General features: G+C 34.9%; 24 protein-coding genes. 14 read left to right on the top strand and 10 right to left on the bottom strand.

What is annotated here, in order from left to right:
- Window positions 1-25: 25 nt before the first annotated feature.
- Both Q1V95_RS05370 and Q1V95_RS05365 read left to right on the top strand, forming a co-directional pair.
- Entirely contained in the window at window positions 26-868 is an 843-nt protein-coding gene (locus tag Q1V95_RS05370; RefSeq protein ID WP_300671251.1) for a response regulator transcription factor, read from the top strand.
- A 253-nt stretch (window positions 869-1,121) separates the two neighbouring features.
- Window positions 1,122-2,102: an alpha/beta hydrolase gene (locus Q1V95_RS05365; RefSeq protein WP_300671248.1), complete on the top strand. Its 981-nt coding sequence runs from the start codon at window positions 1,122-1,124 to the stop codon at window positions 2,100-2,102.
- A 65-nt stretch (window positions 2,103-2,167) separates the two neighbouring features.
- Here the strand turns inward: Q1V95_RS05365 and Q1V95_RS05360 are convergent, their stop codons facing one another.
- On the bottom strand, window positions 2,168-2,974 hold the full coding sequence (locus tag Q1V95_RS05360) for a copper resistance protein NlpE N-terminal domain-containing protein (RefSeq protein ID WP_300671246.1): 807 nt from the start codon (window positions 2,972-2,974) through the stop codon (window positions 2,168-2,170).
- Window positions 2,975-3,100: 126 nt separating this feature from the next.
- On the opposite strand from Q1V95_RS05360, the gene Q1V95_RS05355 reads away from it, so the two are divergent.
- Window positions 3,101-4,447 carry a DEAD/DEAH box helicase gene (locus Q1V95_RS05355; protein ID WP_300671376.1) on the top strand — a complete coding sequence of 449 codons (1,347 nt, stop codon included), beginning with the start codon at window positions 3,101-3,103 and terminating at the stop codon, window positions 4,445-4,447.
- A 49-nt stretch (window positions 4,448-4,496) separates the two neighbouring features.
- Here Q1V95_RS05355 and Q1V95_RS05350 read toward each other — a convergent pair whose 3' ends face one another.
- From Q1V95_RS05350 to Q1V95_RS05335, 4 genes are all read right to left on the bottom strand, one after another.
- Window positions 4,497-5,657, bottom strand: a complete 1,161-nt coding sequence (locus Q1V95_RS05350; protein ID WP_300671243.1) for an iron-containing alcohol dehydrogenase — start codon at window positions 5,655-5,657, stop codon at window positions 4,497-4,499.
- Between the two features lie 680 nt (window positions 5,658-6,337).
- On the bottom strand, window positions 6,338-7,054 hold the full coding sequence (locus Q1V95_RS05345; protein WP_300671240.1) for a C40 family peptidase: 717 nt from the start codon (window positions 7,052-7,054) through the stop codon (window positions 6,338-6,340).
- A complete protein-coding gene (locus Q1V95_RS05340; protein WP_300671238.1) occupies window positions 7,054-7,701 on the bottom strand; it encodes an O-methyltransferase in 648 nt (215 codons plus the stop codon). Before Q1V95_RS05340 ends, Q1V95_RS05345 begins: the two co-directional genes overlap by 1 nt.
- A gap of 87 nt (window positions 7,702-7,788) precedes the next feature.
- Complete coding sequence (locus Q1V95_RS05335; RefSeq protein WP_300671235.1) at window positions 7,789-8,622, bottom strand: OmpA family protein; 834 nt, start codon at window positions 8,620-8,622, stop codon at window positions 7,789-7,791.
- A gap of 144 nt (window positions 8,623-8,766) precedes the next feature.
- Here Q1V95_RS05335 and tilS point away from each other — a divergent pair, with 144 nt between their 5' ends.
- The 3 genes from tilS to Q1V95_RS05320 all read left to right on the top strand — a co-directional run bounded on the left by tilS (window position 8,767) and on the right by Q1V95_RS05320 (window position 11,872).
- Window positions 8,767-9,963 (top strand): tRNA lysidine(34) synthetase TilS, encoded by a 1,197-nt coding sequence (gene tilS / locus Q1V95_RS05330; protein ID WP_300671232.1) that lies wholly within the window; start codon window positions 8,767-8,769, stop codon window positions 9,961-9,963.
- 87 nt (window positions 9,964-10,050) lie between these two features.
- Window positions 10,051-10,815 (top strand): alpha/beta hydrolase, encoded by a 765-nt coding sequence (locus tag Q1V95_RS05325; protein WP_300671229.1) that lies wholly within the window; start codon window positions 10,051-10,053, stop codon window positions 10,813-10,815.
- Entirely contained in the window at window positions 10,805-11,872 is a 1,068-nt protein-coding gene (locus Q1V95_RS05320; RefSeq protein WP_300671226.1) for an acyltransferase, read from the top strand. The genes Q1V95_RS05325 and Q1V95_RS05320 overlap by 11 nt, the downstream gene beginning before the upstream one ends.
- Here Q1V95_RS05320 and Q1V95_RS05315 read toward each other — a convergent pair.
- On the bottom strand, window positions 11,869-12,873 hold the full coding sequence (locus Q1V95_RS05315) for a bifunctional oligoribonuclease/PAP phosphatase NrnA (protein ID WP_300671224.1): 1,005 nt from the start codon (window positions 12,871-12,873) through the stop codon (window positions 11,869-11,871). The genes Q1V95_RS05320 and Q1V95_RS05315 overlap by 4 nt on opposite strands.
- A gap of 198 nt (window positions 12,874-13,071) precedes the next feature.
- On the opposite strand from Q1V95_RS05315, the gene era reads away from it, so the two are divergent.
- Together era and Q1V95_RS05305 are read left to right on the top strand one after the other, a co-directional pair.
- A complete protein-coding gene (era, locus tag Q1V95_RS05310) occupies window positions 13,072-13,947 on the top strand; it encodes a GTPase Era (protein WP_300671221.1) in 876 nt (291 codons plus the stop codon).
- Window positions 13,948-13,991: 44 nt separating this feature from the next.
- Complete coding sequence (locus tag Q1V95_RS05305; RefSeq protein WP_300671219.1) at window positions 13,992-14,411, top strand: DoxX family protein; 420 nt, start codon at window positions 13,992-13,994, stop codon at window positions 14,409-14,411.
- 34 nt (window positions 14,412-14,445) lie between these two features.
- Here the strand turns inward: Q1V95_RS05305 and Q1V95_RS05300 are convergent, their stop codons facing one another.
- The gene (locus Q1V95_RS05300; RefSeq protein ID WP_300671216.1) at window positions 14,446-14,598 is read right to left on the bottom strand and encodes a hypothetical protein; all 153 of its coding nucleotides are present in this window, start codon (window positions 14,596-14,598) and stop codon (window positions 14,446-14,448) included.
- A 221-nt stretch (window positions 14,599-14,819) separates the two neighbouring features.
- Here Q1V95_RS05300 and Q1V95_RS05295 point away from each other — a divergent pair, with 221 nt between their 5' ends.
- The 3 genes from Q1V95_RS05295 to Q1V95_RS05285 all read left to right on the top strand — a co-directional run bounded on the left by Q1V95_RS05295 (window position 14,820) and on the right by Q1V95_RS05285 (window position 18,050).
- Entirely contained in the window at window positions 14,820-16,367 is a 1,548-nt protein-coding gene (locus tag Q1V95_RS05295) for an aldehyde dehydrogenase family protein (protein ID WP_300671214.1), read from the top strand.
- Window positions 16,368-16,422: 55 nt separating this feature from the next.
- Entirely contained in the window at window positions 16,423-17,739 is a 1,317-nt protein-coding gene (lat, locus tag Q1V95_RS05290; protein ID WP_300671211.1) for an L-lysine 6-transaminase, read from the top strand.
- Window positions 17,740-17,822: 83 nt separating this feature from the next.
- Window positions 17,823-18,050: a DUF2007 domain-containing protein gene (locus tag Q1V95_RS05285; RefSeq protein ID WP_300671208.1), complete on the top strand. Its 228-nt coding sequence runs from the start codon at window positions 17,823-17,825 to the stop codon at window positions 18,048-18,050.
- 264 nt (window positions 18,051-18,314) lie between these two features.
- Here the strand turns inward: Q1V95_RS05285 and Q1V95_RS05280 are convergent, their stop codons facing one another.
- Entirely contained in the window at window positions 18,315-19,121 is an 807-nt protein-coding gene (locus tag Q1V95_RS05280) for an alpha/beta hydrolase-fold protein (RefSeq protein WP_300671205.1), read from the bottom strand.
- A 102-nt stretch (window positions 19,122-19,223) separates the two neighbouring features.
- Here Q1V95_RS05280 and Q1V95_RS05275 point away from each other — a divergent pair, with 102 nt between their 5' ends.
- The 3 genes from Q1V95_RS05275 (at window position 19,224) to Q1V95_RS05265 (ending at window position 24,940) form a co-directional block, all read left to right on the top strand.
- Entirely contained in the window at window positions 19,224-19,553 is a 330-nt protein-coding gene (locus Q1V95_RS05275) for a hypothetical protein (protein ID WP_300671203.1), read from the top strand.
- Window positions 19,554-19,556: 3 nt separating this feature from the next.
- Window positions 19,557-20,315 carry a hypothetical protein gene (locus tag Q1V95_RS05270; RefSeq protein WP_300671201.1) on the top strand — a complete coding sequence of 253 codons (759 nt, stop codon included), beginning with the start codon at window positions 19,557-19,559 and terminating at the stop codon, window positions 20,313-20,315.
- A 77-nt stretch (window positions 20,316-20,392) separates the two neighbouring features.
- Window positions 20,393-24,940, top strand: a complete 4,548-nt coding sequence (locus tag Q1V95_RS05265; protein ID WP_300671198.1) for a T9SS type B sorting domain-containing protein — start codon at window positions 20,393-20,395, stop codon at window positions 24,938-24,940.
- 34 nt (window positions 24,941-24,974) lie between these two features.
- Here the strand turns inward: Q1V95_RS05265 and Q1V95_RS05260 are convergent, their stop codons facing one another.
- Both Q1V95_RS05260 and Q1V95_RS05255 read right to left on the bottom strand, forming a co-directional pair.
- Entirely contained in the window at window positions 24,975-25,460 is a 486-nt protein-coding gene (locus tag Q1V95_RS05260; RefSeq protein ID WP_300671196.1) for a hypothetical protein, read from the bottom strand.
- Window positions 25,461-25,777: 317 nt separating this feature from the next.
- Window positions 25,778-26,776, bottom strand: coding sequence for an ATP-dependent Clp protease proteolytic subunit (locus Q1V95_RS05255; protein ID WP_300671193.1), 999 nt, complete (start codon window positions 26,774-26,776; stop codon window positions 25,778-25,780).
- Between the last annotated feature and the right edge of the window lie 32 nt (window positions 26,777-26,808).

The raw sequence follows: 26,808 nt of genomic DNA, 5'->3' as shown, positions 1-26,808 counted from the left end.
TTTGATGAATTAAACAAAAAAACTAATGTTTCAATTTGAATCAAATTACAAGAAGTTTGGCTACCAAAAGATTGATTTCGATAATCTTGAAATGGTTAACAGTGCGACTTTACGAGAATATATTCGGGTTTTGTTGGTGCCAAAAGATTACACTTTAACGATTGATTTCAATACTTACGAAACAAAAGCTTTTACCTTGTTTTTCGTCAATTCTAATCAATATCTTCATATTTCACAACAAGGAAAAGAGGCGGCACACATTATTTTTTACAACCGAGATTTTTATTGCGTTCAGATTCATGATGCCGAGGTCGCTTGCGATGGACTTTTATTCAACAATATTTTTCAAATTCCGAAAACAGAATTATCCAAAATCCAAATTGGAGGAATGCAAGGTATTTTTGAATGTATTATTGGCGAACTTTCTACTATTGATGAGCATTCGGAGGAAATGGTTAGGATTCGTTTAAAGGAACTTATTATTTTGGCAACTCGACTTTGGAAAGAACAAAATCTCTCTGCTGATGCAGAACACGATGCGAAAAGTGAAGCCGAACTTTTCCGAAATTTTGGACGAATAGTCGAAATTTATTTTCGGGAGAAACATAGTGTCGCAGATTATGCCGATTTGTTAGGGATTTCACCCAAAACTTTGTCCAATAAGTTCAATAAATTCAACTTCGAAAATCCCAACGAGTACATCAAGAATCGAATCTTGTTGGAAGCAAAGCGATTGCTGATTTACACAGATTTGAGTGTAAAAGAAGTTTCCTACAAACTCGGTTATGACGATCCTGCCTATTTCAATCGCTTATTTACCCAAAAGATAAAAGTTTCACCGTCAGCATTTCGAAAGAGGTTTAACTAAGATAAATTTTATTTCTATTGTTAAAAACGGAATCAAATTCAATTAAAATATTTAGTATTTGTTGCAAGAAAAAGGACTTAAAGGAAAAATGTACAATAAATAGGACGATTTTACCATTTTATTGACTTGTTGGGTGAGATACCTTTGCAGTGTCAAATTAATCAAAGAGAATTAGCTAATTAAGATTACAGACGCAAAATGATGCAATAACATCATATTTAATCGAAATCATTCATCTTTAAAAACAAAAATTATGTCACAAAATGTAAAAGCGGAAAACGATCCACAAATCCTAAAAGGAATCAGAGAATTTTTGAACGTCCTAAACAATAGTGGTGGCGATCCATTAGAAACGATGACGCCACAAGCAGCAAGACAAGTGCTTGTAGATGCGCAAAATTCGGTTCAGTTTGATTATTCGGACATTGTAGAAACAGAAAGAGAAATCACGCAAGACGGAATTACCGTTAACATCCACATCGTAAAACCAGCGAATAAAGCCAATGAAAAATTGCCAGTGTTTATCTTTACACACGGCGGTGGCTGGGTTTTGGGAGATTATCCTACACACCGAAGATTGGTAAGAGATTTAGTGGTGAATAGTGGTGCAGCAGCGGTTTTCACAGATTACACACCATCACCAGAAGCGCAATATCCAGTGGCGATTAACCAAATCTATGCGGCTACAAAATGGGTTTCTGAAAACGGCGATGAAATCGGAGTTGATGGTAAAAATATGGCTGCAGCTGGAAACAGCGTTGGCGGAAATATGACGGCAGTACTTTGTTTGATGGCTAAAGACAAAGGTGGTCCAGAAATTAAATTCCAGTTGTTGCTATGGCCAGTTACCGACGCCGATTTTACCAGAGCGTCTTGGACAAAATACGCAGATGGCAGATTCTTGACTGCACCGTTGATGAAGTGGATGTGGGACAATTATCTTCCTAATGTTGAAAAACGTAAAGAATATTACGCAACGCCTTTCAACGCGCCTGCTGAAAAGCTAAAAGGACTTCCACCAGCATTTGTAATGATTGCCGAAAATGATATTTTGGCAGATGAAGGTTTAGCTTATGCACGCAGATTGGATGAAGCAGGAGTACCAACTACGATTCAGGTTTTCAATGGTTTTATCCACGATTACGGATTGCTAAATCCTTTGGACCATGTTGATGCAGTTCATTTCTCATCAGAATTGGCAGCGCTTGGTTTGAAAAGAGCTTTGTTTAAATAAAAATTTTCCGATATTAAAAAAGCTGATTTACATAAGTAAATCAGCTTTTTTTTGCGTTGTATTCATTACAAACTTATCGAATCTCTATTCTTAAAACTTGCAATTGTTTTGTGTTTATCATTTTGCAAATACAATTTATCACCTTGGACATCAAAGTATTTTGTTTCTTGTAGCACTTTTGCCAGCGCTTGTTCTGCTTCCATATTTGGGCAAGACATCATTGTGGAAATTCCTTGATTAAAGCTAATTTTATTATTGGCAGCCTCAACTTTATATCCGCCATTCAATTGGTTACAACCAGCACTGCTCACATATCTTCCTTTAGCTTCCTCAAGAATTAATGAGCCATCTTTTTTCATGGTGTTTTGCGCATCAAAAGCCTTTCCGTAAAGTTCTTGGATATTCCATTTTTTATTCAAAAGTTGGTTGTATGCTTTTGTCAAAATATAATTGTCCTTTAATGAAGTCGTAATTTTGGAACCATCCAGATTTAACATGTTGATATAATTTTCGCTAACAAAAAATTTCAGAGGTTGTCCATTTTTAACATTTGGTTTTAAGGTCACAACATTTCCAGATTTGTCAAAAGAATAAGTTCCTTGTTCGGAAATACTTGTTTTACTTTTTCCTAGATAATCTTGTTGTAACAAATAAGTATTGTCTTGATTAAGTGATATTCTTGTTTTAATTCCTTCACAATCTGCACAAGGCAAAACACCCAAATAAACCCCTTGATAATCTAAAGCCGTTTTGGCAGTATGTTCGCTTGACGATGTTAATGTTTTATTCTTTGTTGAACAAGAAGCGAGGCTTAACGTAGTAACTGCAATTGCAGAAAAGCCAAAATTTTTGATTATATTTTTTGTTATCATAACGCATTTTTTTTCACATACATTCAAATAGCATTCCTAAAATTATGTATTAACAAGAATTAAATTTTTTTGGGACTATTGAAAAACTTAAAGTCTGAGTTTTTTCAAAATCCGTATCTTCGCAGCATGAAACCAAGTTTTGCAGAATTTGAGCTGTCAAAAGCACTCAATGAAGCTTTGGAGAAACTAAACATCTCTGAGCCTACGCCTATTCAATATAAAAGTTTTTCTCCGATAATGTCTGGTCGCGATATTATGGGAATTGCCCAAACGGGTACTGGTAAGACTTTAGCCTATCTTTTGCCGATTCTTAAAGAGTATAAATATTCTAAAACCCACCAACCAAAAATTTTGATTTTGGTGCCGACGAGAGAGTTGGTGGTGCAGGTTATAGAAGTTCTTATGCAATTGACAGAATATATTAATGTTCGTGTGATGGGCGTTTACGGCGGTGTTAACATTAACACCCAAAGAAAAAATATTTACGAGAATGGCGTAGATATTTTGGTTGGTACGCCAGGTCGCGTTATGGATTTGGGAATTGATAATGTTATTCAGTTCAAAGATCTAAAAAAGCTTGTGGTTGATGAGTTTGATGAAATGTTAAGTTTAGGTTTCAAAACACAATTGACCAATATCTTCACGATGATGAGTGATAGACGTCAAAACATTTTGTTTTCTGCAACCATGACTGACCAAGTGGATGCCATGCTTAACGAATATTTTAAAAATCCTCTAGAAATTTCGTTAGCGAGATCAGGTACACCATTGGAAAAGATTGACCAATCGGTGATTCCTGTGGTTAATTTTAATACCAAATTAAATCTTTTGATTCATCTTTTAAAAACTGAAAATGATTTTGAAAAGATTTTAATTTTTGCCAATAATAAAAAACACGCAGATTTAATTTTTAATAAAATTGATGAAGAATTTCCAGGACAGTTTGGTGTAATACACTCTAACAAATCTCAGAACTTCCGTTTGCGCGTGATGGAAGAATTTAGCAATAATGAACTTCGTGGGATTATTACAACAGATATTATGGCGAGAGGTCTCGATATTCCGGATGTGTCACACGTTTTCAATTTCGAAATTCCAGAAATTCCAGAGCAGTATATTCATAGAATTGGTCGTACAGGTCGCGCGGACAAAAATGGTATTGCAATCAGTTTCTACACACCGAAAGAAGAATCGGCGATTTTGGATATTGAAGTTTTGATGGACAAAGAAATTCGGAAAGAAGCGTTCTCAAGTAATGTTAAAGTTTCGGATGTAAAAATTGAATCTGAGAAAGAAGTTGTCGTTATGAAAAACCCAGTTGTGGTAAAACTTAACGAAGGAGGTGCAGCGTTCCACGAGAAGAAAGACAAGAACAAAAAAGTCAATTGGGGTGGGCCAACTAAGCGTAAACCGCCAAAAACGAAACCTGCAAACCGCGGTCAGCAAAAGCAAAAATCTCGCAAAAAAAAATAAAATAAAACGCCCGAAATTTTCGGGCGTTTTTGATATTTTGAACTAAAAACTAGTACGTCATTTCAACGATTTTCTTAGCATCCTCAGGTGTTACCATTTGGTTTTCGCCGAGAAGCCAACCTCTCGATTCGAAAGCCGCTTGCACTTTTTCAGCTGTTCCGTTATAAGAATCTGTATATTCCGAAAGTTTGGTTTTGATGTCCAAAGAATGGAAAAATTGCTCCATCGCTTCAATCCCTTTTTTAGCCTTTTCTTCTACCGAACCTTCCGTAATGTTCCAAACACGTTCTGCGTATTGTGCCAATTTATCTTTCTTTTTATCAAAATAATAATGATAATGTTGCGGCGCTACAATTGCAAGCGTTCTTGCATGGTCGATACCGTATTGTGCTGTCAATTCGTGTCCCATGCTGTGGACAGCCCAATCTTGCGGAACGCCTTTCCCGATAAGTCCATTAAGTGCCATCGTACAACTCCACATAAAGTTAGCGGCAGCATCGTAGTCGAAAGTTTCGCCCATAACTTTTGGTGCAACCTCTTGGAGGCTCAACAAAATACCTTCTGCAAAACGATCTTGCAAACTCGCACCTGTCGGATAAGTCATATATTGCTCAAGGACGTGCGTATAGGCGTCTGTAATACCGTTGGCAATTTGATTTTTCGGGATCGATCTAATCACTTCAGGATCCAAAATCGAAAACTGAGGAAACAATCCAGGTCCACCCATTGCTAATTTTTCGCCAGTTCCGCGACGAGAGATTACGGCGCCAGAGTTCATTTCGGAAGCTGTTGCAGACAAGGTCAACACCGTTGCGAAAGGCATTCCTTTTCCTTCTTTGGTTACAATGCGGTTTGAAAGGATTTCCCAAGGTTCGCCATCATAATTAGCTGCCGCCGAAAGAAATTTAACACCGTCAATAACCGATCCACCACCAACAGCAAGCAAGTAATCAATGTTTTTGTCTTTAATAACTTGTAAAGCTTCTAGCAAAACTTCATATTCTGGATTGGCAGGCACACCACCAAACTCTGTTAATTGGTAACCATCAAGCGCCGAAACAACTTGTTCGTAAATACCATTTTTCTTGATGCTTCCGCCTCCATAAATCATTAGGATGTTAGCGTCTTTAGGAATTTCGCGGGATAATTTTTCAATTTTCCCTTTTCCAAATATAATTTTTGTAGGATTTTTAAACTCGAAATTTAACATTGTCAATATTGTTTTTTAGTGGTATAAATTTACGAAATTATATTCTTTTGGGCGTGCCCTTTTGCCAGAAGACGAGGTTAAAAATTGTTAAAGCAGTCGAGGCAAAAGGTCGCGTCATCCAGGGCTTCACTTCGTTTCGGTGCTGTGCACCGCGCTTTGCAAGCGCGCCCTTTCTACCGCTCACGCATTTTGATTTACGAATTACGAATTACGAATTACTATTATGAATTACGAATTACTAATTACTATTATGAATTATGAATTATGAATTATGAATTATGAATTATGAATTATGAATTATGAATTGTGAATTATGAATTGTGAATTATGAATTGTGAATTATGAATTGTGAATTATGAATTGTGAATTATGAATTAGTTTTGATTAAGAGACAAAAGACAAAAGACAAAAGACAAAAGACAAAAGACAAAAGACAAAAGACAAGAGACAAGAGACAAGAGGAGATGCTTCGACTAGGCTCAGCATGACAGCCGACAGCCGACAGCCGACAACTGTCAACCAAAAACCAAACACCAAACACCAAACACCAAGTTGCGCGAAGGATAGCAGCGGAAATCCTTTTTGTAGGGAATGGAAAATGTCTGGCACAAAAAGATTGCAGCGAATAGCCTGACCCGAACGCTGGGAAAGGCTAGGTGAGGGACGCGCCCAAAATAATTTTAAAAATATGATTTTATAAAGCGGAGTTTGTGCGTGTGTTTGTTTTGATCTTTGTTGAAAATCCCCATCGAGTCCAAATCGTCGACTCTGACTTTGCCGTGCGCATGGATTATTTTTTGATTTTCTAAAACGATACCAACGTGGACAATTTTGCCTTCGGAGTTTTCGAAAAAGGCAAGGTCGCCTTGTTGGGCTTCTTCCAAAAAGGTTAGTGGCTCGCCACTTTCAGCTTGTTGAGAGGCGTCGCGAAGAATTTTGATACCGTGGATTTTGTAGATCATCTGGGTAAAACCACTACAATCTAAACCAAAAAAGCTTTTGCCGCCCCACAAATAAGGAACATTCAGGAATTCTTTGGCGCAGATTACAATACTTTCGCGAGTATCGTGGCTGCGAATCACCTCAGGCGTTTTGTAGCTGACCTCGGAACCGAGAGACAACAGAAGATTGCCGTTTTCGGTGGCTGCTGCATCGAAAGTTTCTTTAATATAATTGGTTTTGCGATGACTGATAAACTCGGATGTCACAGGTGTAATTTGTTTGGTATCCATCCAACCTTCGTAGCCGTCGTAATGCATTTTTATTTTGGTAAAGTTGTTTCTGACTTCCAAAATGTCGGCAGATTCGCCAAAAAGCATTTGGGTGACCATTTCGCTTCGGTCACTATTTTCTGCTCTAACTGGTGCTATTGATACGTTGCAAACTCCTTGTTCCATTATTTTTTTCGGATTAAATGAATACCGTCTCGCAAAGGTAAGATTAGGTTTTCGAAATCTGGGTCTTCTGCGACAATTTTATTTACTAATTTTATCTGTTGTGTAGCTTTGCTGCTAGGATTTTCTTCCAAAACCTTGCCATACCAAAGGACATTGTCTATTAGGATAACGCCACCAGATTTTAGTTTTGGTTTTATTAGTTCGAGGTATTCGAGATAACTTTCCTTATCTGCATCAATGAAAACTAAATCCCAAATGACATCTAGATTCTTGATCTCTTGTCGAGCATCACCAAGAATAAATTCTATTTGATTAGAAAATTCGCTTTCTGAAAAATACTTTTTTGGAATGTAAGCCAAGTCTTCATTTTTGTCCAAAGTATAGATTTTGCCATCTTTAGAAAGTCCTTCTGCTAAACACAATGTCGCATATCCTGTAAAAGTTCCGATTTCTAAAATATTGTTAGGTGACATCATTTTGGAAATAATACTTAACAAACGACCTTGCAAATAACCAGAAATCATGTGTGGTTGCGTTGTCTTTTGGTAAGTCTCTTTGCGTAGTTTTTTTAGGATTTCGGGTTCGCTGGAAGCATTGGCTTCTAGATAGCGATCCATTGGTAAGTCTAACTCTTCGAAATAGCTCATTCTTCTAGATTCTTAGTCAAAATTACGGAAAATAAAAATCCTACAGAAATTCTGTAGGATTTTGTTAGTATTCGCTTGTTAGGGAGATTATTTCTTCGGCGCAATGTCCATAAGTTTCATAAACTCGTCTAACTTCGGCATAATGATGATTTCCGTTCTACGGTTCTCAGCACGTCCCGAAACTGAAGCGTTGCTTGTTTTAGGATTGTACTCCGATCTACCACCAGCTGTAATTCTGTTCGGATTAACACCAAATTGTGTTTGTAGAATCTTCGCCACAGCTGTTGCTCTAAGCGCAGAAAGATCCCAGTTGTCTCTTGGTACAGAAGAACTGTTAAGTGCTGCGTTGTCTGTGTTACCTTCGATTAGTACACTGTAAGTATCGTAATCGTTAATAACTTTAGCAACTTTACCTAGCACTTCTTGAGCAGCAGGTAATACATCGAATTTACCAGTTTGGTAAAGCATTTTGTCTGATAACGAAATCATTACCACACCTTTAAGAACTTTAACATCAACATCTTGATCTGCGATATTGTCTAAAGAACGTTTAAGCTTGTTTGATAAAGCCAAGTTCAAACTATCATTTTTAGCATTTGTAGAAATCAACTGCTTGATGTATTTGTTAGACGCATTGATCTCGCCAACAAGTTTGTCAATGTTAGTTGAGCTTTTTCCAGAGTTGCTAAGACATGCATCCAAAGAGCTTTTTAGAGCATTGTTTTGTCCCATTAGCAAGTCATTTTGACTTTGAAGACCAGCATTTTTACCAGAAAGATCTTGGATCTGTCTTTGTCTGTCTGCTGCGTCGTTAACACATTGCTGATAGTTAAGATTCAGTGCGTCGAATTGTTTCTTACTAACGCACGAGGTTGCCGAAATAGCGATTGCAGCAATACCTAGAATTTTAAGTAATCTCATATTGGATGATTTTAGATTTTTTCAAATTTACAAAATGCTTTTAAATAAAGGCCTATCTTTGCTCATGTATAACGTAAAACTTAGTAATAAATTTTGCTTAGTATTCCCAGTTTTAGAGCTTCAATAGAAAAGCTAGTTCCCGAAATGCAGCAAAAAACATTCCTTTTAGCAGTGAGTGGAGGGATGGATTCTATGGTTTTGCTGGATTTGTGCTATCAATTGCGACTCAGTTTCGAAGTCGCTCATGTTAACTATCATCTTAGAAATGAGGATTCTAAGCTCGATGAAGCTTTGGTGAAATCTTGGTGCGAAAATAAAAAAATAAAATTTCATCTTTATGACGTTTCCGAAAAAGACAAGCAACCCGAAAACTCTATTGAGAATTGGGCGCGCGAAATTCGGTATCGTTTTTTTAAGGAAATTTTAATAAAAAAAAATATCAATTTTTTAGTTACCGCGCATCATCTCAACGACCAACTCGAGACTTTTGTGATGAATCTTTCTAAAGCAGCAGGTTTGAAAGGCTTAAAAGGCATCCCTCAAAAGACGGAAAACATTATTCGTCCTTTGTTAGAATTTTCAAGAGCGGAGGTTAGTGTTTATGCTAAACAACATCACATAGACTATCGCGAAGATTATACGAATGCCGAAAATATTTATGTTCGGAATAAAATTAGGAATCAAATAACGCCTTTGTTAAACGAGGTTAACATAGATTTTCTTGAAAATTTTAAAACCTCAGTTTCCATTATTAAAGAATCTAAAGATTTCATTGATTCGCAAATTGATTTAATTTTTGAAAGTATGCTTAAAAAAGATTCGGCTTTTTTGATTTTAAATAAATCGAAATTGGCGTCTCAAAGTGATTTTGTGAAATATGAAATCTTAAGCCGTTTTGGATTTAATAACAAGACTGAAATTGATAAAATCTTTACAGCCGAAAATGGAAAGCTTTTCAAAAGTAACTCTCATCATATTAAAGTTGGACGCGAAGAGATTTTAATTCAAAGTTTTGAAACAGAAATAATATCCGAAGAATTTGAATTAAATGTTATTAAGACAGATGATTCAATTGTTGTTAAAATGCCTGATACTTCTAAGTTTTCGGAATGGGAATTTGATGCGAATTTAATTAAGCTTCCTTTGCAATTAAGACAAGTAGAAGCTGGCGATGTTTTCTTTCCAATCAACTTTAATGGAAAAAAGAAAGTTTCAAAATTTTTAAAAGATGAAAAATTGAGTTTTGAAGATCGCGCCTTGGTAAAAATCTTAATTGATGCAAATAATCAAATTCTTGGTGTGTTTCCTTTGCGACAAGATCGTCGATTTGTCTACAAATAAAGCTCTGTTTGAATAAATGCAACAAGTGAAAATCCGTGGAAAATTCTTTTTTCACTTTAGAATCATTATTTTTGAAAAAAACAAAATATGTTACATTACGAAATTTCAGGAAAGGGTAGAGAGACGCTGGTCTTGTTGCACGGTTTTATGGAGAATCTTGAAATTTGGAATGATATGATTCCGCATTTGTCCGAAGATTTTCAGTTGGTTAAAGTTGACTTAGCAGGTTTTGGAAAATCTGCGCCAATTGCTGATGCCCAAACAATGGATTTGATGGCGGAAGAAGTCAAAAAACTAACGGATTATCTAGAAGTCGAAAGCTTTCATCTTTTGGGACATTCGATGGGCGGCTACATAAGCTTGGCTTTTGCTGAAAAATATCCACAGCTTTTGAAAAGTTTTACTTTGTTTTTTTCAACCTATTTTGAAGATGATGACGAAAAGAAAAATGTACGATTAAAAAGTCTTCGCGTTATTAAAGATAATTACAAAGCTTATGCGAACGCCGGCATTCCTAATCTTTTTGGTCCAGACGCAAAACACAACAAAAAAGATAAAATCGAATTGGCAAAACAAATTGCATACACTGCAAATATTGATGGTGTTTTGGCTTGCCAAAAAGGAATGATCGAACGTCCTGACCGAAAATCTGTTCTTGAAAATTTTAATGGAAAAATGTTGCTTCTGGCTGGTCGATTTGATAATGCTGTTAATTCTATCAAAACCATTTCGGAGCTTCCGGATCGTGAAAATATCAGTGCTTATCTTCTCAATTGTGGACACAACGGACATTGGGAAAAACCTAGTATCTGCGCCGAGATTATTAATACAGAATTGCTAGATGAGGAATAATCTACCCAATATTACTTCTGTTCGTTTTTTCTTAGCATTGCTTGTGGTGGTGTATCATGTCATGCAATTTGGTGGGAAAAGAGGCTTTCCAAGTAATACTGAATGGGCAATTTTCAATAGAGGTACGGAGGCTGTTTATGCTTTTTTTTCACTAAGTGGATTTTTAATTATTAGAAATCTATATACCGAAAAAATTGATACTGGGACTATATCGATTAAAAATTTTTATAAAAGACGGATTTTTAGAATTTTTCCATTGTATTATGTAGTATTGATTTTTGGATTATTATACTATAATTTTATTTTGCCTCACTTTGGGTTTGAGTTTGAAAGGAAGTACTCTTACACCGAAGCGATACTGCTAGGCGGTACTTTTTTTTCTAACGTTTTGAAAAATTATGAGCCAGGTGGCATAATTGAAGTGCTTTGGTCAATTGGTATTGAAGAGCAATTTTATCTATTAATAGCACCATGTTTTTTACTTTTTTCAAAAAATAAAATTGTCTGGTTTTTAGCTGTTTTTAGTATAATATATTTTGTGCTTTTTAATTTTGATGTTATTGAAATTTTTAAAAAGTACAGCATGTATTTTTATTATTTTTCGATTTCTGGTCTTTTCGCGATTTTTGTTGTTAAGAATCCTAAGTACAAGATGTCTACATGGTTTAAATTCTTGATTTGTACTGTTGTGATATGTTATTTTTCAACGAATTATATTAAAGCAAATGTTTCGGATTGGTTGTATCAGTTGATTAGTTCTTTTATTTTTCCTTTCTTGATTATTTTCTTAATCAGTAAACCAATTTCATTTTTAGAGAATAAAGTCTTAAAATACTTTGGGAAAATATCTTATGGTGTCTATATGTTACATGCTATTGCAATGCAGATGGTAGGGTATATTGTACTAAAATATGTAAATTACCAATCTATTGATTCAACAATATTTATTATTGGTTTCGTACTTGCTAATGTTTTATTGACATTGCTTATGGCTCATTTTTCTTATCAGTATTTTGAGAAATTCTTTTTAAAATTGGGACATAAAAAAGAGGATTAAAAATCCTCTTCGTTAATATATGTTTTGAAATCTTCGATCGTGTCTTGCAAACTTTTGAAGTACTTTCCACCAGAAGCATTGATGTGTCCGCCACCATTAAAGTACTTTCTTGCAAATTGGTTGGTGTCGACATCGTCTTTGGAACGAAACGAAATCTTAATAAAATCTTCGTAAAGATCTTCCATAAAGAAAGCTGCCATTTTGGTTCCTGCGATGCTCAAACCATAGTTAACAAAACCTTCTGTATCACCTTTTTCGAAACCTAAAGATTTTAGCTCGTCTCGTGTAAGCGAAAGGATTGCAACTTTGCCATCTTTTACAACTTCAATACGTCCCAAAACTAGAGACAAAAGATTTAGCCTCGAGATGGTATTGTTATCCCAAGTGTTACTCGTAATTTTTGCAGGATCTGCACCTTTTTCGATAAGGTTGGCAACAATTCTGTGTGTTGTCGCACTGGTTGAACGGAATCTAAATCCACCAGTATCGGTCATAATTCCCGTATAAAGACATTCTGCAATATCTTGGTTAACTGCATTTTCTTCACCCAAAGCTTCGATAAAATGATACACCATTTGACAAGTTGCTGGCACAGAAGTATCCGAGTACACAAAGTCGAATTTTTCTGGCATTTGATGGTGGTCGATTAGGATTTTTTTCGCGTGCGATTTTCTAACCCATTCGCCGATTATTCCAGCTCTTACAGTTGCGTTATAATCTAGACAAAAAACAACATCTGCGTTGTACAAAGCTTCGCCAGCTTGTTTTCTTTTGTATTCGCTGATCACGATTTTTTTGGCGTCGGGCATCCATTTTAGAAATTTTGGAAAATCATTTGGAGTCAAGACGGTAGCTTCAATGCCTTTTGTTTTCAAAAAATGATAAAGTCCAAGACTAGAACCGACTGCATCGCCATCTGGATTGTGATGGGTTGTAATGACAATATTATGGTCTGGCGTTAATAATTTTGTGATTTCAGAAAGTTCTTGAGGACTAAACATATTTGTTTTGAATTATGAGATTGCAAAGGTAATCAATTTTAAAACTTTTTCGATTGCGTCTTGAAAACTTGATCCAAAAAATATCAATACTTGACAAAATTGTAGAATATCATTTATTAGTTTTTCTATTGTTAAAATCTTATCGTGCTTCTCGGTTTAGAAATTCTTAACTTTGCAAATCTTAAAAGAATTAAATAAATGCACAGAGCAGGTTTTGTAAATATAGTTGGTAAGCCCAACGCAGGAAAGTCGACACTTCTTAATCAGTTAATGGGAGAGAAGTTGGCGATTGTTACGCAAAAGGCACAAACCACAAGACATAGAATTTTTGGGATTTATAATGAAGATGATTTGCAAATTGTTTTCTCGGACACGCCTGGTGTTCTCGATCCTAAATATGGATTGCAGGAAAAAATGATGGATTTCGTGAAAGAAAGTCTACAAGATGCTGATGTTTTCCTTTTCATTGTAGATGCGATGGATAAAGAAGAACCTTCAGAATTTTTGATCGATAAACTAAACAAGATTCCAGTTCCTGTATTATTGTTATTAAATAAGGTTGACCTTAGTAACCAAGCCGAACTGGAAGCAAAAGTAGAGTATTGGCACAACAAAATTCCGAAAGCTGAGATTTTGCCAGTTTCGGCGCTTAAAGCTTACAATACCGAATACATTCTTCCGAAGCTAAAATCGCTTTTACCAGAAAATCCGCCGTATTATGATAAAGATCAATTTACAGATAAGTCGGAGCGTTTCTTCGTTAATGAGTGTATCCGCGAAAAAATCCTTTTGAACTACGATAAAGAAATCCCTTATTCAGTAGAAGTGGTGACGGAGATTTTTAAAGAAAAAGAAGGCGTTATCCTAATTGACTCTATTATCTATGTAGAGCGCGATTCTCAGAAAGGTATTATTATTGGTCATAAAGGCGATGCCATCAAGAAAGTTGGTACAGAGGCACGTGTCGATTTGGAGAAGTTTTTTGGTAAAAAAATTCACCTTAATCTTTTTGTAAAAGTTAAAAAAGATTGGCGTAAAAATGAAAGAGATCTTAAAAATTTCGGTTACAGATAGGCTTTTTAAAACTTATTTTGTAGCTTTGGACTAAAGGCATACTAATGAAATTAATATCTTCAGAAAATAATCCAACTTTAGTAAACATCGCAGCAGCTATTTTGCGCATTTTTGCAGGAGTTTCAATGTTAACACATGGTTATCCAAAATTAGAAAAATTGATGTCAGGTGATATTCAGTTTATGGATTTCATGGGACTAGGTCCAGTAATCACTTTAGTGTTAGTTGTATTTGCAGAAGTTGTGTGTTCGGTCTTATTAATTTTGGGACTATTAACAAGATTTGCAAGTGTAGTATTAATGATTACAATGTTGGTTGCAATCTTTGTAGCGCATGCAGCAGATCCGTATGCTGTCAAAGAGATGGCGGCTATTTACCTTGTCATGTATATCGTAATCCTTTTGATAGGTGCGGGCAAGTTTTCAATAGATCAATTATTTACAAAAAAAGAAATTCGTTACTAATAGGTAACGAATTTTTTATTTCTAGGAGTAATTTCTATTTCTGGGAACAACTTCCAAATATCGCATCGGCGCCAAAATAGAACACCGCCAGCCACACCAAACCTTTTACGGTGAAGAATATCAAACCACCAATCCCAACTCTTTTGAACCAGAGTTTTAATTTAGAATTTTTGTCCTCGTTTTCCATTGATTTATTTTTCTGCAAATTTAAAAGATGATTTTGACTTAAACAATATTATTTAGAATAATTATAAATAATTTAACAAACACTCGTTAGTTTGTGTTTATCTCGATTATTACTAGGTTTTTAATGTTTTTGAACGAAAAAAAATGCGTTTCAGAATATGATATTTGTTAGGATTTGAAAATTATTGTCTATCTTTAGCATCAGACAAATCAAAATAAATAATGAATACAAGAGACCAATTTTCAATTCAGAAATCATTGGAAAATTTAGGAATCAACGCAAGCAACTTAGGAAGTTCTACAGGTGTTGATTTTTTTGCAACAGGAGAAGTTATTAAAAGTCAATCGCCAACAGATGGGCAAGAGATTGCAAGTATCACGACAAGTTCTGAGGCAGATTATAATAAAGTTATTGAGAAAGCTGAGAAGGCATTTTTAGAATTTAGAATGATTCCTGCTCCTAAAAGAGGAGACATCGTTCGTCAGTTCGGCGAAAAACTTAGACATTACAAAGACGATTTAGGAAAACTTGTTTCTTACGAAATGGGTAAATCTTTGCAAGAAGGTTTGGGCGAAGTACAAGAGATGATTGACATCTGCGACTTTGCAGTGGGACTTTCTAGACAACTTCATGGTTTTACGATGCACTCAGAAAGACCTGGTCACCGTATGTACGAGCAATATCATCCACTTGGAATTGTTGGTGTGATTTCGGCGTTTAATTTTCCAGTAGCTGTATGGAGTTGGAATGTTACTCTAGCTTGGATTGCTGGTAATGTTTGCATCTGGAAGCCATCAGAAAAAACACCTTTGTGTGCGATTGCATGTCAAAATATCATTGCAGAAGTTCTTAAAGAAAATAATTTACCAGAAGGTATTTCTAACCTTTTAGTTGCTGATCACGTTATCGGTGACAAAATGGTAAATGACAAAAAAGTGGCACTTATTTCTTTCACAGGTTCGACAAGAGTAGGACGCGAGGTTAACAAAAATGTTGCTGCTCGTTTCGGAAAAAGCATTTTGGAATTAGGAGGAAATAATGCGATTATCATTTCTGATAAAGCAGATTTGGATATGAGTATTATCGGTGCTGTATTTGGCGCTGTTGGTACTGCTGGACAACGTTGTACTTCGACTCGTCGTTTGATTATTCAAGAAGATGTTTATGATGCTGTTAAAGATCGATTGGTAAAGGCTTATGGTCAATTAAAAATCGGAAATCCGTTAGATCAACACAATCATGTTGGACCTCTTATCGATCAACATGCAGTTAGCCAATATTTAGATTCAATCGAAAAATGTAAGGCAGAAGGTGGCAATTTCGTTGTTGAAGGTGGTGTGCTAGAAGGCGAAGGTTATGAAAGTGGTTGCTATGTGAAACCTTGTATTGCTGAGGTTAAAAATTCTTACAAAATCGTTCAGCATGAGACTTTTGCACCAATTCTTTATTTAATTAAATACAAAACATTAGAAGAAGCGATTGCTTTGCAAAATGATGTTCCACAAGGATTGAGTTCTGCAATTATGACGCAAAGTCTTCGTGAGTCAGAATTATTCTTGTCACAAGCTGGTTCGGATTGTGGTATTGCGAACGTTAATATCGGAACTTCTGGAGCAGAAATCGGTGGTGCATTCGGTGGTGAAAAAGAAACTGGTGGCGGACGCGAAAGTGGTTCTGACGCTTGGAAGTATTATATGAGACGCCAAACGAATACCATCAATTATTCTACAGGTCTTCCATTAGCACAAGGAATTAAATTTGACTTGTAAAAAACACCAAACCTAAACTTAATAAATATTACCAAATCAAAATATAAAAATTAATATGAGTACAATTACAGCTAACGAAGTGAAAGAAGTTTTGGGAAGGCATATTTTGGCTGACGGCTTCGATTTTGTAATGGATTACGAAAAGTCGCATGGCTCTTGGATTGTTGACCGTATATCAGGAAAAGAATATCTAGATATGTTTTCGATGTTTGCTTCGGCATCTATCGGTTACAACCATCCATACGTTTTGCAAAAAGCAGAATGGTTGGGCAGAATGGCGATCTACAAACCAACGCTTAGTGATGTGTATTTGCAAGAATACGCTGACTTTATGAAGGTTTTTGAGCGTGTAGCAATCCCGAAAGAGTTAGAGTATTGTTTCTTTATCGAAGGTGGCGCTTTGGCTGTTGAAAATGCCCTAAAAGCTGCTTTTGACTGGAAAACAAGACGTAACTGGCAAAAAGATATTAAAACAGAAGGAAGCTTAGCAATTCATTTCAAACAAGCTTTCCACGGAAGAAGTGGTTATACATTATGTTTAACAAATACTTCTGATCCGCGTAAATATCAATATTTCCCTAAGTTCGAGTGGCCAAGAATCATCAATCCAAAAATCAATTTCCCAATTACGGACGACAGTATGGAGGAAACGATGAGAAACGAAAGCCTTGCTTTATTACACATCGAAGAAGCGATTATTACACATCCTGATAAGGTGGCTTGTATTATTATTGAGCCAATCCAAGCAGAAGGTGGCGATAACCATTTCCGTGATGAGTTCTTTGTTGAGTTAAGACGCATTTGCGACGATAACGATATCCTTTTGATTTTTGATGAAGTACAAACGGGAATCGGAATGACAGGAACAATGTGGAATTTCCAACAATCTAGTATAAATCCAGATATTATTACGTTTGGTAAAAAGACGCAAGTTTGCGGAATCCTTGCCAACAAAGAGAAAATGAATATGGTAGAGCATAATGTTTTCACAGAAAGCTCTCGTATTAATTCTACTTTTGGTGGTAACTTTATCGATATGTTGCGTTTCCAATTGGTTTTGGAAGTTATCGAACAAGAAAATTTAATCGAGTATTCTAGAAAAGCTGGCGAATATCTACTTAATGGTCTTAGAGCTTTGGAAGAAAAACATCCAAATGAGGTTTTTGCTGCTCGAGGCAAAGGTTTGATGTGTGCATTTGATCTTAAAGATCATGATACTAGAAATTGGTTACAATCGCGATTATTCGAAGAAGGTATTATTATTCTTAATTGTGGTGATCAGTCTTTGCGTTTCCGTCCACATCTTAATGTGAAGGAAGAAGAACTTAAAATTGTTTTGGATAAAATTGATGAAATTTTAACACAAAAATAATTTCAAATATTTTGTTGTTTTATTAAATTTTTTGTAATTTTAAGAACGGAAAGTTAAATGATGTTGAATTAAAATTCTATTTTATGAGTGTTACAACAAAAGTTTCAGTATTTGAAAGCAGTAACCAGCAGGAGATACAATTGATGAAGTCAAAGTTAGAAGCTGCAGGTATAGAAAGTGAAGTTGATAATAGTTATTTATCCTTTATGAGTACACCAACTGCAACCAATATGATGTTGAAAGTAGATTTGAAAGAAGAACAAAAAGCATTCGAAATTATCGATGCTTATTTACAACAGAACCAAAAATAATTTCATATTTTAAATTTTACGTTTTACAGAAATCGAGGTCCATTTATGGGTCTCGATTTTTTTTGAGATAAATATTAAATAAAAAAACTTCCTTGGAGTGGGAAGTTTTAGATTAATACAACTAAGTTCTAGATAATGTACTTTCTTATAAGGACATAAAGGCTTCGTCAGTTCGAGTAGCGAAGCGTATCGAGAACTTCTCGTCCTAAAAAGTTCTCGATACAATTTTTTCAAAATTTGCGTGTACTGACAAAAGATTCAAAATTAATTCAATGCCCAAATTAAGGCTTGTGCTTCAACCGCTTTGTAAATTGTGCTGTGATCTTCTTTTGGCGCTTCAACATAATGGTACTTGATTTTTGTCTTTGAAGCTTTTACTTGTTTATCAAATTTAGTAACAGTTGGTATCATATCAGAGGAAGCTGCAATCCAAAGTTTTTTTGTGCTTTTCAATTGCTTCAAAAGCTTGTTAGAGTTTTTTATTAAACTTTCATTATTCCACCAAAGAGAAGGATCGATGGCAATATATGCATCAAACATCGCGGGTTTTTTCAAAAGACTTTCAATGATGAAAAGACCAGCTAAAGATTCGCCGATAATGGCTTTTTTATTATTTGTTTTGTAAGTTTTATTGATGATTGGGAATAATTCGGTCTCGATAAATTTTTGAAAATTTGCAGCGCCGCCAACCACAGGTGCAATTTCTTTATCTTCTTTTACTTGCGTCGGTGGTGTCAAATCGCGGCGACGTTGTGTGTTTTCGATCCCAACAAGAATATAAGCTGGGACTTTTTTATCCGAGATAAGTTGAGCCAAAGTATTTGCAACATGCGGAAAATCTTCTTTAAGACCGCCATCTGGCATATAAAGAACAGGAAGTGTTTTTGAAGAATTTCGGTATTCTTCGGGAATCCAAATATTAATCAATCGACTTTCATTCAGTATTTTTGAATCTATTCTTAAGCTGTCATGTTGCGGAATTGTATCTTCACTTTGTGCTTTTGTAGTACTAAAATTTAAAGCTAAAAAAAAGCAAATAATAAGTGTTGATAATGTTTTAGAAATGTTCATTTGAAATAGTTTGATGAATTTAGCTGTAAATTTAATCAAAATCATAACTTAGACTTTGTTTTAATTACAAAACAAGATCTAAGTTTTACATAAATTGTTAGTATGAAAAAATGGATTGCTATTATTTTGTGTCTCGTCACAATTGTTGTTTCGGCTTGGTTTTTCATAAATCAGATGAATTCATTGGACATTCCATCTAACAAGAATGACCAATTTGCTGCACAGCAGAAATGGGAAATACAAGAGCGAAAAGATATTGATAATTGTGAAAAAGAGAAGTTAATAGCTGGTATTGATGCTGGACGCGCACTCGATCGAAAAATTGCTGGACATGCTTTTGAAAAACAAGTTTTTGCAATTTTTATTATCATAACACAAATTATTATTTTGATTGTTGTTTCTTTAATGCCAAGAAATGTAAATAAAGTATAGCTGATGAGAGTTTTATTTGAGAAGTATTTGGGCTTCTTTTTCCTAATTTTAACTTTTGGTTTGTTTTCTTGCCAATCGAGTCCCAGTTTGGAAGATGCAAATTTTAATATGGAAGCGCTTAATTTTAAAAACTTTAATGCCAAGAAGTATTACGCAAAATCTATGAAAGTAAAATGGTCCGAGTTTCATGACCAAATGGAAGCTGGTAAATCGCCAATTTATTTCTTTGAATCAACGGCAGATACCATCGATGCGTCTGGAAGTGATTTTCGAAGAAAAGAGGCTTTTGCAATTACCTACAAAGTTACAGGTACTGGCGGCATGAATACTTGGGCAAAGGATTTTCGACTGAGCTATTTTAAGAATCTTAATTTCGTGGAGTTAACTGCCATAACGGATATGGACAATAATCTGTTGATGTTGGCTTCCGCTTCTCAAAAGTTGAAGAAAACAGACATTGCCAACTTTATAGAGGCGATGGACAAACAATACGGAAAGGCAAAACTGAATGTTAAGCCATCTGACTTTCGTGATGCTGAAATTAGAAAATGGATTCTTAATGATCGTGTAATTACATTAGCGAGTTTGGGGAATTATCATGTAAGTGATGATAAATTTCTGACAACAGCTGAGAAGGATTATATCGCGAAACAAATTCAGTCGGATAAAACGAGTGCAAGTTTGTACATTACCAAGAAAAATTTTGATGATCTTTTCATCAAGATGACCACAAAAATTGGGATTTTGACCAACTTCGAGTGAAGACTGTTAAATATGCTTAAAAAATAAATTATAAAGCAATTCTGTAAATTATTACTTTTGCTTTAAATTCTATAAAAGTGAAACATCTCTACAAATTCATATTCTTCTGCTTCCTTGTTTCACAAGCTTATATTTATGGACAAATTTGTCCAACTTTAAAAGACCAACATGGAGGTTTCGGAGGAAGTGTTAAGCTAGATTGTAATTATCTTAATACAAACAACTGCATTGATCTGTTTGCTACTTTTCCCACTTTGTCAGGATCCGAAACTTATAATGTTTCTAGTACTCCGTACGCACCTTATGCTAATTATGCAGGTGGACAAGTTTTGGACATCTATGGAAGCGAGTCAATTAGAGATGAAGATTTCGTTAAACGAATTAATTTTAATGATTCTCAGTTTTTTGGAAGTAAGGCTTTTGTTTTTTCGTATTACGGAAAGGTTTACGATTCCTTCATTATAAGTAGCAATGGATTCATTACTTTTCGTAATGATCTTCAGGAGAATGACTATAGTCCGAGCGATTTTGAAGGACATCAGATTCCATCAGCCAATCTTCCAAAATTAGCAATTTTTGGAGTTTATCAAGATTTAGAATTTGTAAAGGGAGAAAGTACAATTTCCATTGATGTTGTTGATGATTATCCGTGCCGAAAATTAGTGATTAACTTTAACAATGTTAGAATTGTTGGTACTAATCAACATAGTACTTCGCAAATTGTACTTCAAGAATTGACGAGTGTTGTTGATATTTTTGTAAAGGACAAACCAACGCCAGATAGCACTGCAAATAGAAAATCGGCTATTATTGGACTTACAGATAATAGTTATCAAGGTATCGCTGCACCTGGGAGAAATGGAAGTGTTTGGGCTGCAAGTAATGAAGGATGGAGATTTCAACCGTCTGGAGCAGATATGTTACGAAACATCCAATGGTTTAATAATGGTCAAAAATTAGGAGGTAATGATAATAAACTTCAAGTTAATGTTTGTCCAAAACTTGATGTAGAACAATATAGTGCAAAAGCTTTTTATAAGTTAAAGAATGGTGACGTTCTGGAGGTTGAAAAAGAGATCGTTTTTAAATTTTCATTAGATTATCCACTAGTAAAAGATGTTACGCAACCTATTTGTAATGGTGCTGTAACGACTTATCATCAAAATGATTTTTATGAGAGTCTTCTTGTGCCAAGTTTACCAAATAATGAATTTGGAGTAAGAGGATCTTCAGCATTTAATTACAAATTCTATTTATCACCATCGGATGCCGAGTTGGGAATTGTTCCGCCATTAAATCCTGCAGTTGCCTTAGATAATAATGTCAAATATCATGTTCGTGTAGAAAATAAAACAAATCCAGCTTGTTACAGAGTTGCATTTGTTAAAATTGAAGATGCGACGGATGCGCTCCTTACACATTCGGTGCAGGTATGTGAGAGTATGAAGAAAGACTATGACCTCAGCAAGTTACTATGTCAGTTATTTGACTCAAGTTTCCAGCCAACTGCTGTTAAGTTTCGTATAGATAGTCCTACCGGAGCTTTTGTTACCAAAGCAGATTTAACTGGAACTACAAAGATTTATGTTGTTGCAACGACATCTTGCGGAGATATTACATTGGGGCCAATAGATGTGGTTATTACAACTGGGCCTCCCATTCTTTCGATTCCTGATCCTATTATGATTAATATTTGTGATGTTGTTATTCCAGGAATGAATCCTCCACTTCGAGAAACAGATTTTAAATGGACTAAATTTTTTAAGGATCATTCCATTGTTTTTACTGCTGACCCAGATGCCATTATTACTGTTCATCAAACTGAAGATGATGCTAAAAATAATATTGGCATCATGAATTATGTTGATGAAGGTGATCCATTAAAAGATTATACCTACGAGCTTTGGGTAAGAATTACGCCTAGCGAACAAGATACTACACTCTGTAAAACGCAATGTTCATCAATTGTGAAAATAAATGTTAAAGCGCAGTTTGAAAAAATTATTGTGAACATTAATGATGCCGATGAAGATAGCGTACCTGATGATCCTACAAAATTTGATACAGAAGATGCTAATATTTACTTATGTAAATCAGCAGTAGACCGACAAATTAATCTTGATGCTGACTTTCAAAATATTATTAAAGTAACTCAACCAGTTAATGCTGTTGGACTTACAAAGCGTTTCTACGCAAATCTAGATGATGCAATATTAGATACGTTAGGAGTTGCCAATATACTTCCACAACAAATTTTATTAGCTAATGAAGTATCAAAAACTTTCTATGCAAAATATAGTAAGGGGACAGATCCAGATAGCCGTTGCTATGTGATTGTGAGACTTGTTTATTCGGTGGAGACATTTCCTGTTCTCAATCCTACAAATCCTATTATTATTTGTACTAAAAATAATGAAGCGGTAACAAAAAATCTTATTGATTATACAAATCAAATTTTGGCAACGATGATTTTTCAACAGCCAAAGCCTGATGTTAAATATTACGAGGATTCCGCTGGTACTAACGAAATTACACAGGTAAGCTTAGATTCGACAACACCAATTAAATCTGTGTTTGTCAAGATAACATCGGGTTATAATACATCATGTCAGTCCGATCTGTTAGAGTATAAATTTAGTCTCAAGAGTATTGATGTTTTAAAAGATGAAATAACGGTTAGCATCAATTGTGACGATAATGCAGATGGCAAAATTTTCGTTGATCTTACCAAATACGCACCACAATTCTTAACAGATCCAACGGATGTTAATAACAAGGTTCAATACTTTAGAAATTTTAATCCTACCACTAATTTTTTAAGTAATGAGATTATAGGTTCTTTAAATAATTTTGAACTTCCATTTTCTGGACAAGAGACTATTTATCTTAAAATTGGAAAAACGACTTCTGATTGCTATACAGTTGCTAAAATTATTTTTAATGTTAATGTAACTAATACTCCGATCAAGCTAAAGGATAAACAATATCTATTAAGATGTAATGTCACGAACCAAATCTTGGATTTTAATTTAGAAGAAATAATTCCTAAAATTTATGATGAAACGAATCCTCCATTGTCTGGATTTATTACACATGTCTATTTTTATGAATCGCAAAGTGATGCCGAAGCAGATGTTGTAACAGCGAGAATTCCAAATCCAACAGTATATCCATTAAATGTCACTGATGTAAGAAAAGTTTTGTGGGTTCGCTTTGAGTCTAACCAAGGTTGTTATTCTGTTAAATCTTTCGGAATAAGAATCACCAACCCTAATGAAACTGATTTTGCCGTTAAACCAGAGCCTAAGATACCGATTTGTAATGATAAGCTAGATGGAAATTACACCTTCAATCTAAGAGATTGGGTTAATGCTAAAATTGCAAACAGCCTTCCGGGAAATAGTTTTCTAAATGATTATGAGGCAACGCTAGGTGTTAAGTTTACATTCCATATTTCGCCAACAAGTCCAGCATTAACACCAGATGAGGAAATTAATTTTCATCCAGATCCTTTCAGTAATTCTTTTGTTTGGATTCAGGCAGATGGTGGTGGTGGAGATTGTGCCCATTTTATGAAACTTGATTTCGATTTTGGAGATGTTTCCACTATGCCGTTCACCATTTCTAATTTTTGCGTGTATGATAAGATAGATCTTAATCAAATTAAAAATGATCCACGAATTGCAAGTGCATCTAACCTTGAGTTTTATTTAACTGAAGCAGATTTAATTGCTGGTAATAAAATTCCAAATGATACGCAGTTTTTAATAGGTGATTTAACTTCGGTTTTTGTGAAAATTATTTTTCCTGGAAGTCAATGTCCACGAAAAGGAATTATTACTTTTAATCCAAAGGTGACACCAATATTTACAATGCAAGACAATGAGATTTATTATTGTAAAAGTTTAGAAAATGCCTATATTAAAATTGATCCTTCTAATATTTTTAATCTTGGTTTGACTCCAGTTTCGTATAAAATTTTAGGACCTGACGGATCCGAAACTACTGGCGCTTACACAGATCCATTAGTTTTGTCAACTAACAAAGAGGGAGTTTACAAAGTTACTATTATAGCAAACAATGGCTGTTCTTATACTGCAGATCCTGTAACATTGATACCTTACGATGTGCCAGTTATTACCAATATTATTGTTGATATTAATAGCGTGCAGGTTATTGCTACTGCGGCAAATCCTAACAGAACGATTGAATATACTTACGAATCATTTGGAAGTTGGCAAACAAGCAATGTTTTTGTAAATGTTCCGAAAGGGATAAGAAAATTCTATGTTAGATATGCGGATAACCAGAGTGATAATAATTGTATTTCTTCTGCAACTGCAGCTTATGTATTGTCTGCACAAAATGTTATCACACCAAATGCTGATGGAATTAACGATACGTGGAAAATTTCTGAATTAGGCTTTTTCAACGGACAAAATACAACGATGCAAATTTATGATCGTTACAATAGACTTGTTTTTGAAAAATCTAGTAATACCGAAATCATTTGGGACGGGAAGATAAAAGGTGCTCCATTGCCAACTGCTACTTATTGGTATGTGATTAAAACACCAGACGGAAATCAGCGAAATGGCTGGATTTTATTGAAAAATAGAGAGTAAGCCTATTGAAGTCGAACTAGAAAGATACAGAAAGTTAATATGGGAATTTATAGATTTTATAATTCCCATATTGCTTTTTATAATCAGGGTTTAGGTCGAGGTAAATTAAAGAATCTTTTTTAACAATGAATTTTGAATTCTTAAATTCCGTAAAGAAGTCTGAGCCATCTTTTGGTTGACAATCTTTTATGGAAGTCCATAATTCGTCATTCAATGTTTTGGTATTCAAAGAAAAATCATCTAGATAAAAGCAGTCTTTTTGTTGATTAGAATTTAAAATTAAAGTGTCTCCTTTCTTTTGCCAAGTACCTTCTGAAAACGAGCCTGACATATGCCCATTTTCTGAATAGGAGAAGTTATGATTACTCATAAGGCTCAATGTTGCATCAGAATAAGGGTATCTCACGACGCTCCAATCTCTAATAAAATCTTCGCTTTTTACAAATTGTGCCTTTTCTTGTTTAGAACAATTTATTAATAGAAATGAAATAAGGACGATGGTAAATTTTTTTTTAAACATAGCTTTGACTAAATTTTACAATGTTAAAAAAATGACGAAATAAAAGATCGTTTTAACAAAGCTCATATTTCGTCAAATCTGTTTTTAAATAAAAACTTGATTGTCTGTTTGATCATGTAAGTTCGAAAAATTCTGTCATTCAGAGCGAAGCGAAGAATCTTAAATGTATGAATCTCAGAGATTCCTCCTACGTCGGAATGACAAACTTTGTTAAAAAAAGACTTTGACTCTGTTACAGACGATCAAAAAATAGAACTGACTTTTGAAATTTTGGCGCAAAAGCGAAACTTCAAAAGCGAATTTATTTTATTAAAATATTATCTCACATAAAAACTACGTTCCAAAATATTGCCATCGTGGAGACTCATTTTTCTCCAGCTACTTTCATCATTCATCGGTACCCAACGTCTTTCTTCGGCACGGTAATGCCAATCCTTGTCTTTTTGGTAAAAGAGTTTGGTGTTAATTCCTTCAACAACTTTTAGGATTTCGTTGTCATGATAATTAACTTCATCAAAATCCGTGTAAGCCAATTGCGCCATTTCCGAATATAATTCGTTAAGTTCTAGTAGAAGTTTGTTGACATCTTTATCTAATTCTTCCGCACACAAGCCAATTTTTTGCGCCTCACGAATGGTGATAGGATAGGAGTGCGATGGATATTCGGAATTTAAAGTATTACTGATACGTTCGGCTTCGTTTTGGTCTTTCATGTGATAAGACAGAATTTCGCTTGTCAACTTTATCGAAAGCGAAGTTGCACGATCCACCGAGCCAATTACCAACGGATGGATGTATTTGTAAATGTCAGAAAATGGGTTGCTGTCGTTATTGTTTTTGTTGGCATCCCAAAGATTGAGAACGCGTCCCAATTCATTTTGGCTAACGCTTACACGATCATTAAATTTATCCAAAGGTGACAAATCGTGCGTTATCGAAGTGTCAATCGCTGTTAAATATGCCAAAGGTCCCATTTGGATTTTGTCGGCGCCTAAAGCAAGCATTGTCGCTGCTGATGCACAATCCAAAGGAATTAAAGCATAGATATTCGTATAAAATTTGCGCAAAAGATTGACGATACGTAGAGAGGCTTCACCAGAACCGCCATCACTTTTAATGAAAAGATAAAGATTGTCTTTTTTCTTATTATGCTTTAGAATTTCGTAGAATGCGATAATGTCATCTCCCACTATTCGGCTATTTGCTGAGGTCCAATAACTCATAAAGTCACCATCCAATAAGTCGGAAAGTTTCTGAATTAGATTTTGGGTTTCGTTAAAAAGCTTTGGAGGTGTTTTGATTTCGATGTTACTCATTTTAGATATTTGTGATTTTTAATAATAATCAA

Origin of the sequence: Soonwooa sp. (genome assembly GCF_030151385.1) — a bacterium.
Lineage (GTDB): Bacteria > Bacteroidota > Bacteroidia > Flavobacteriales > Weeksellaceae > Soonwooa.
This window is presented reverse-complemented; position numbering and strand designations above follow the sequence as displayed.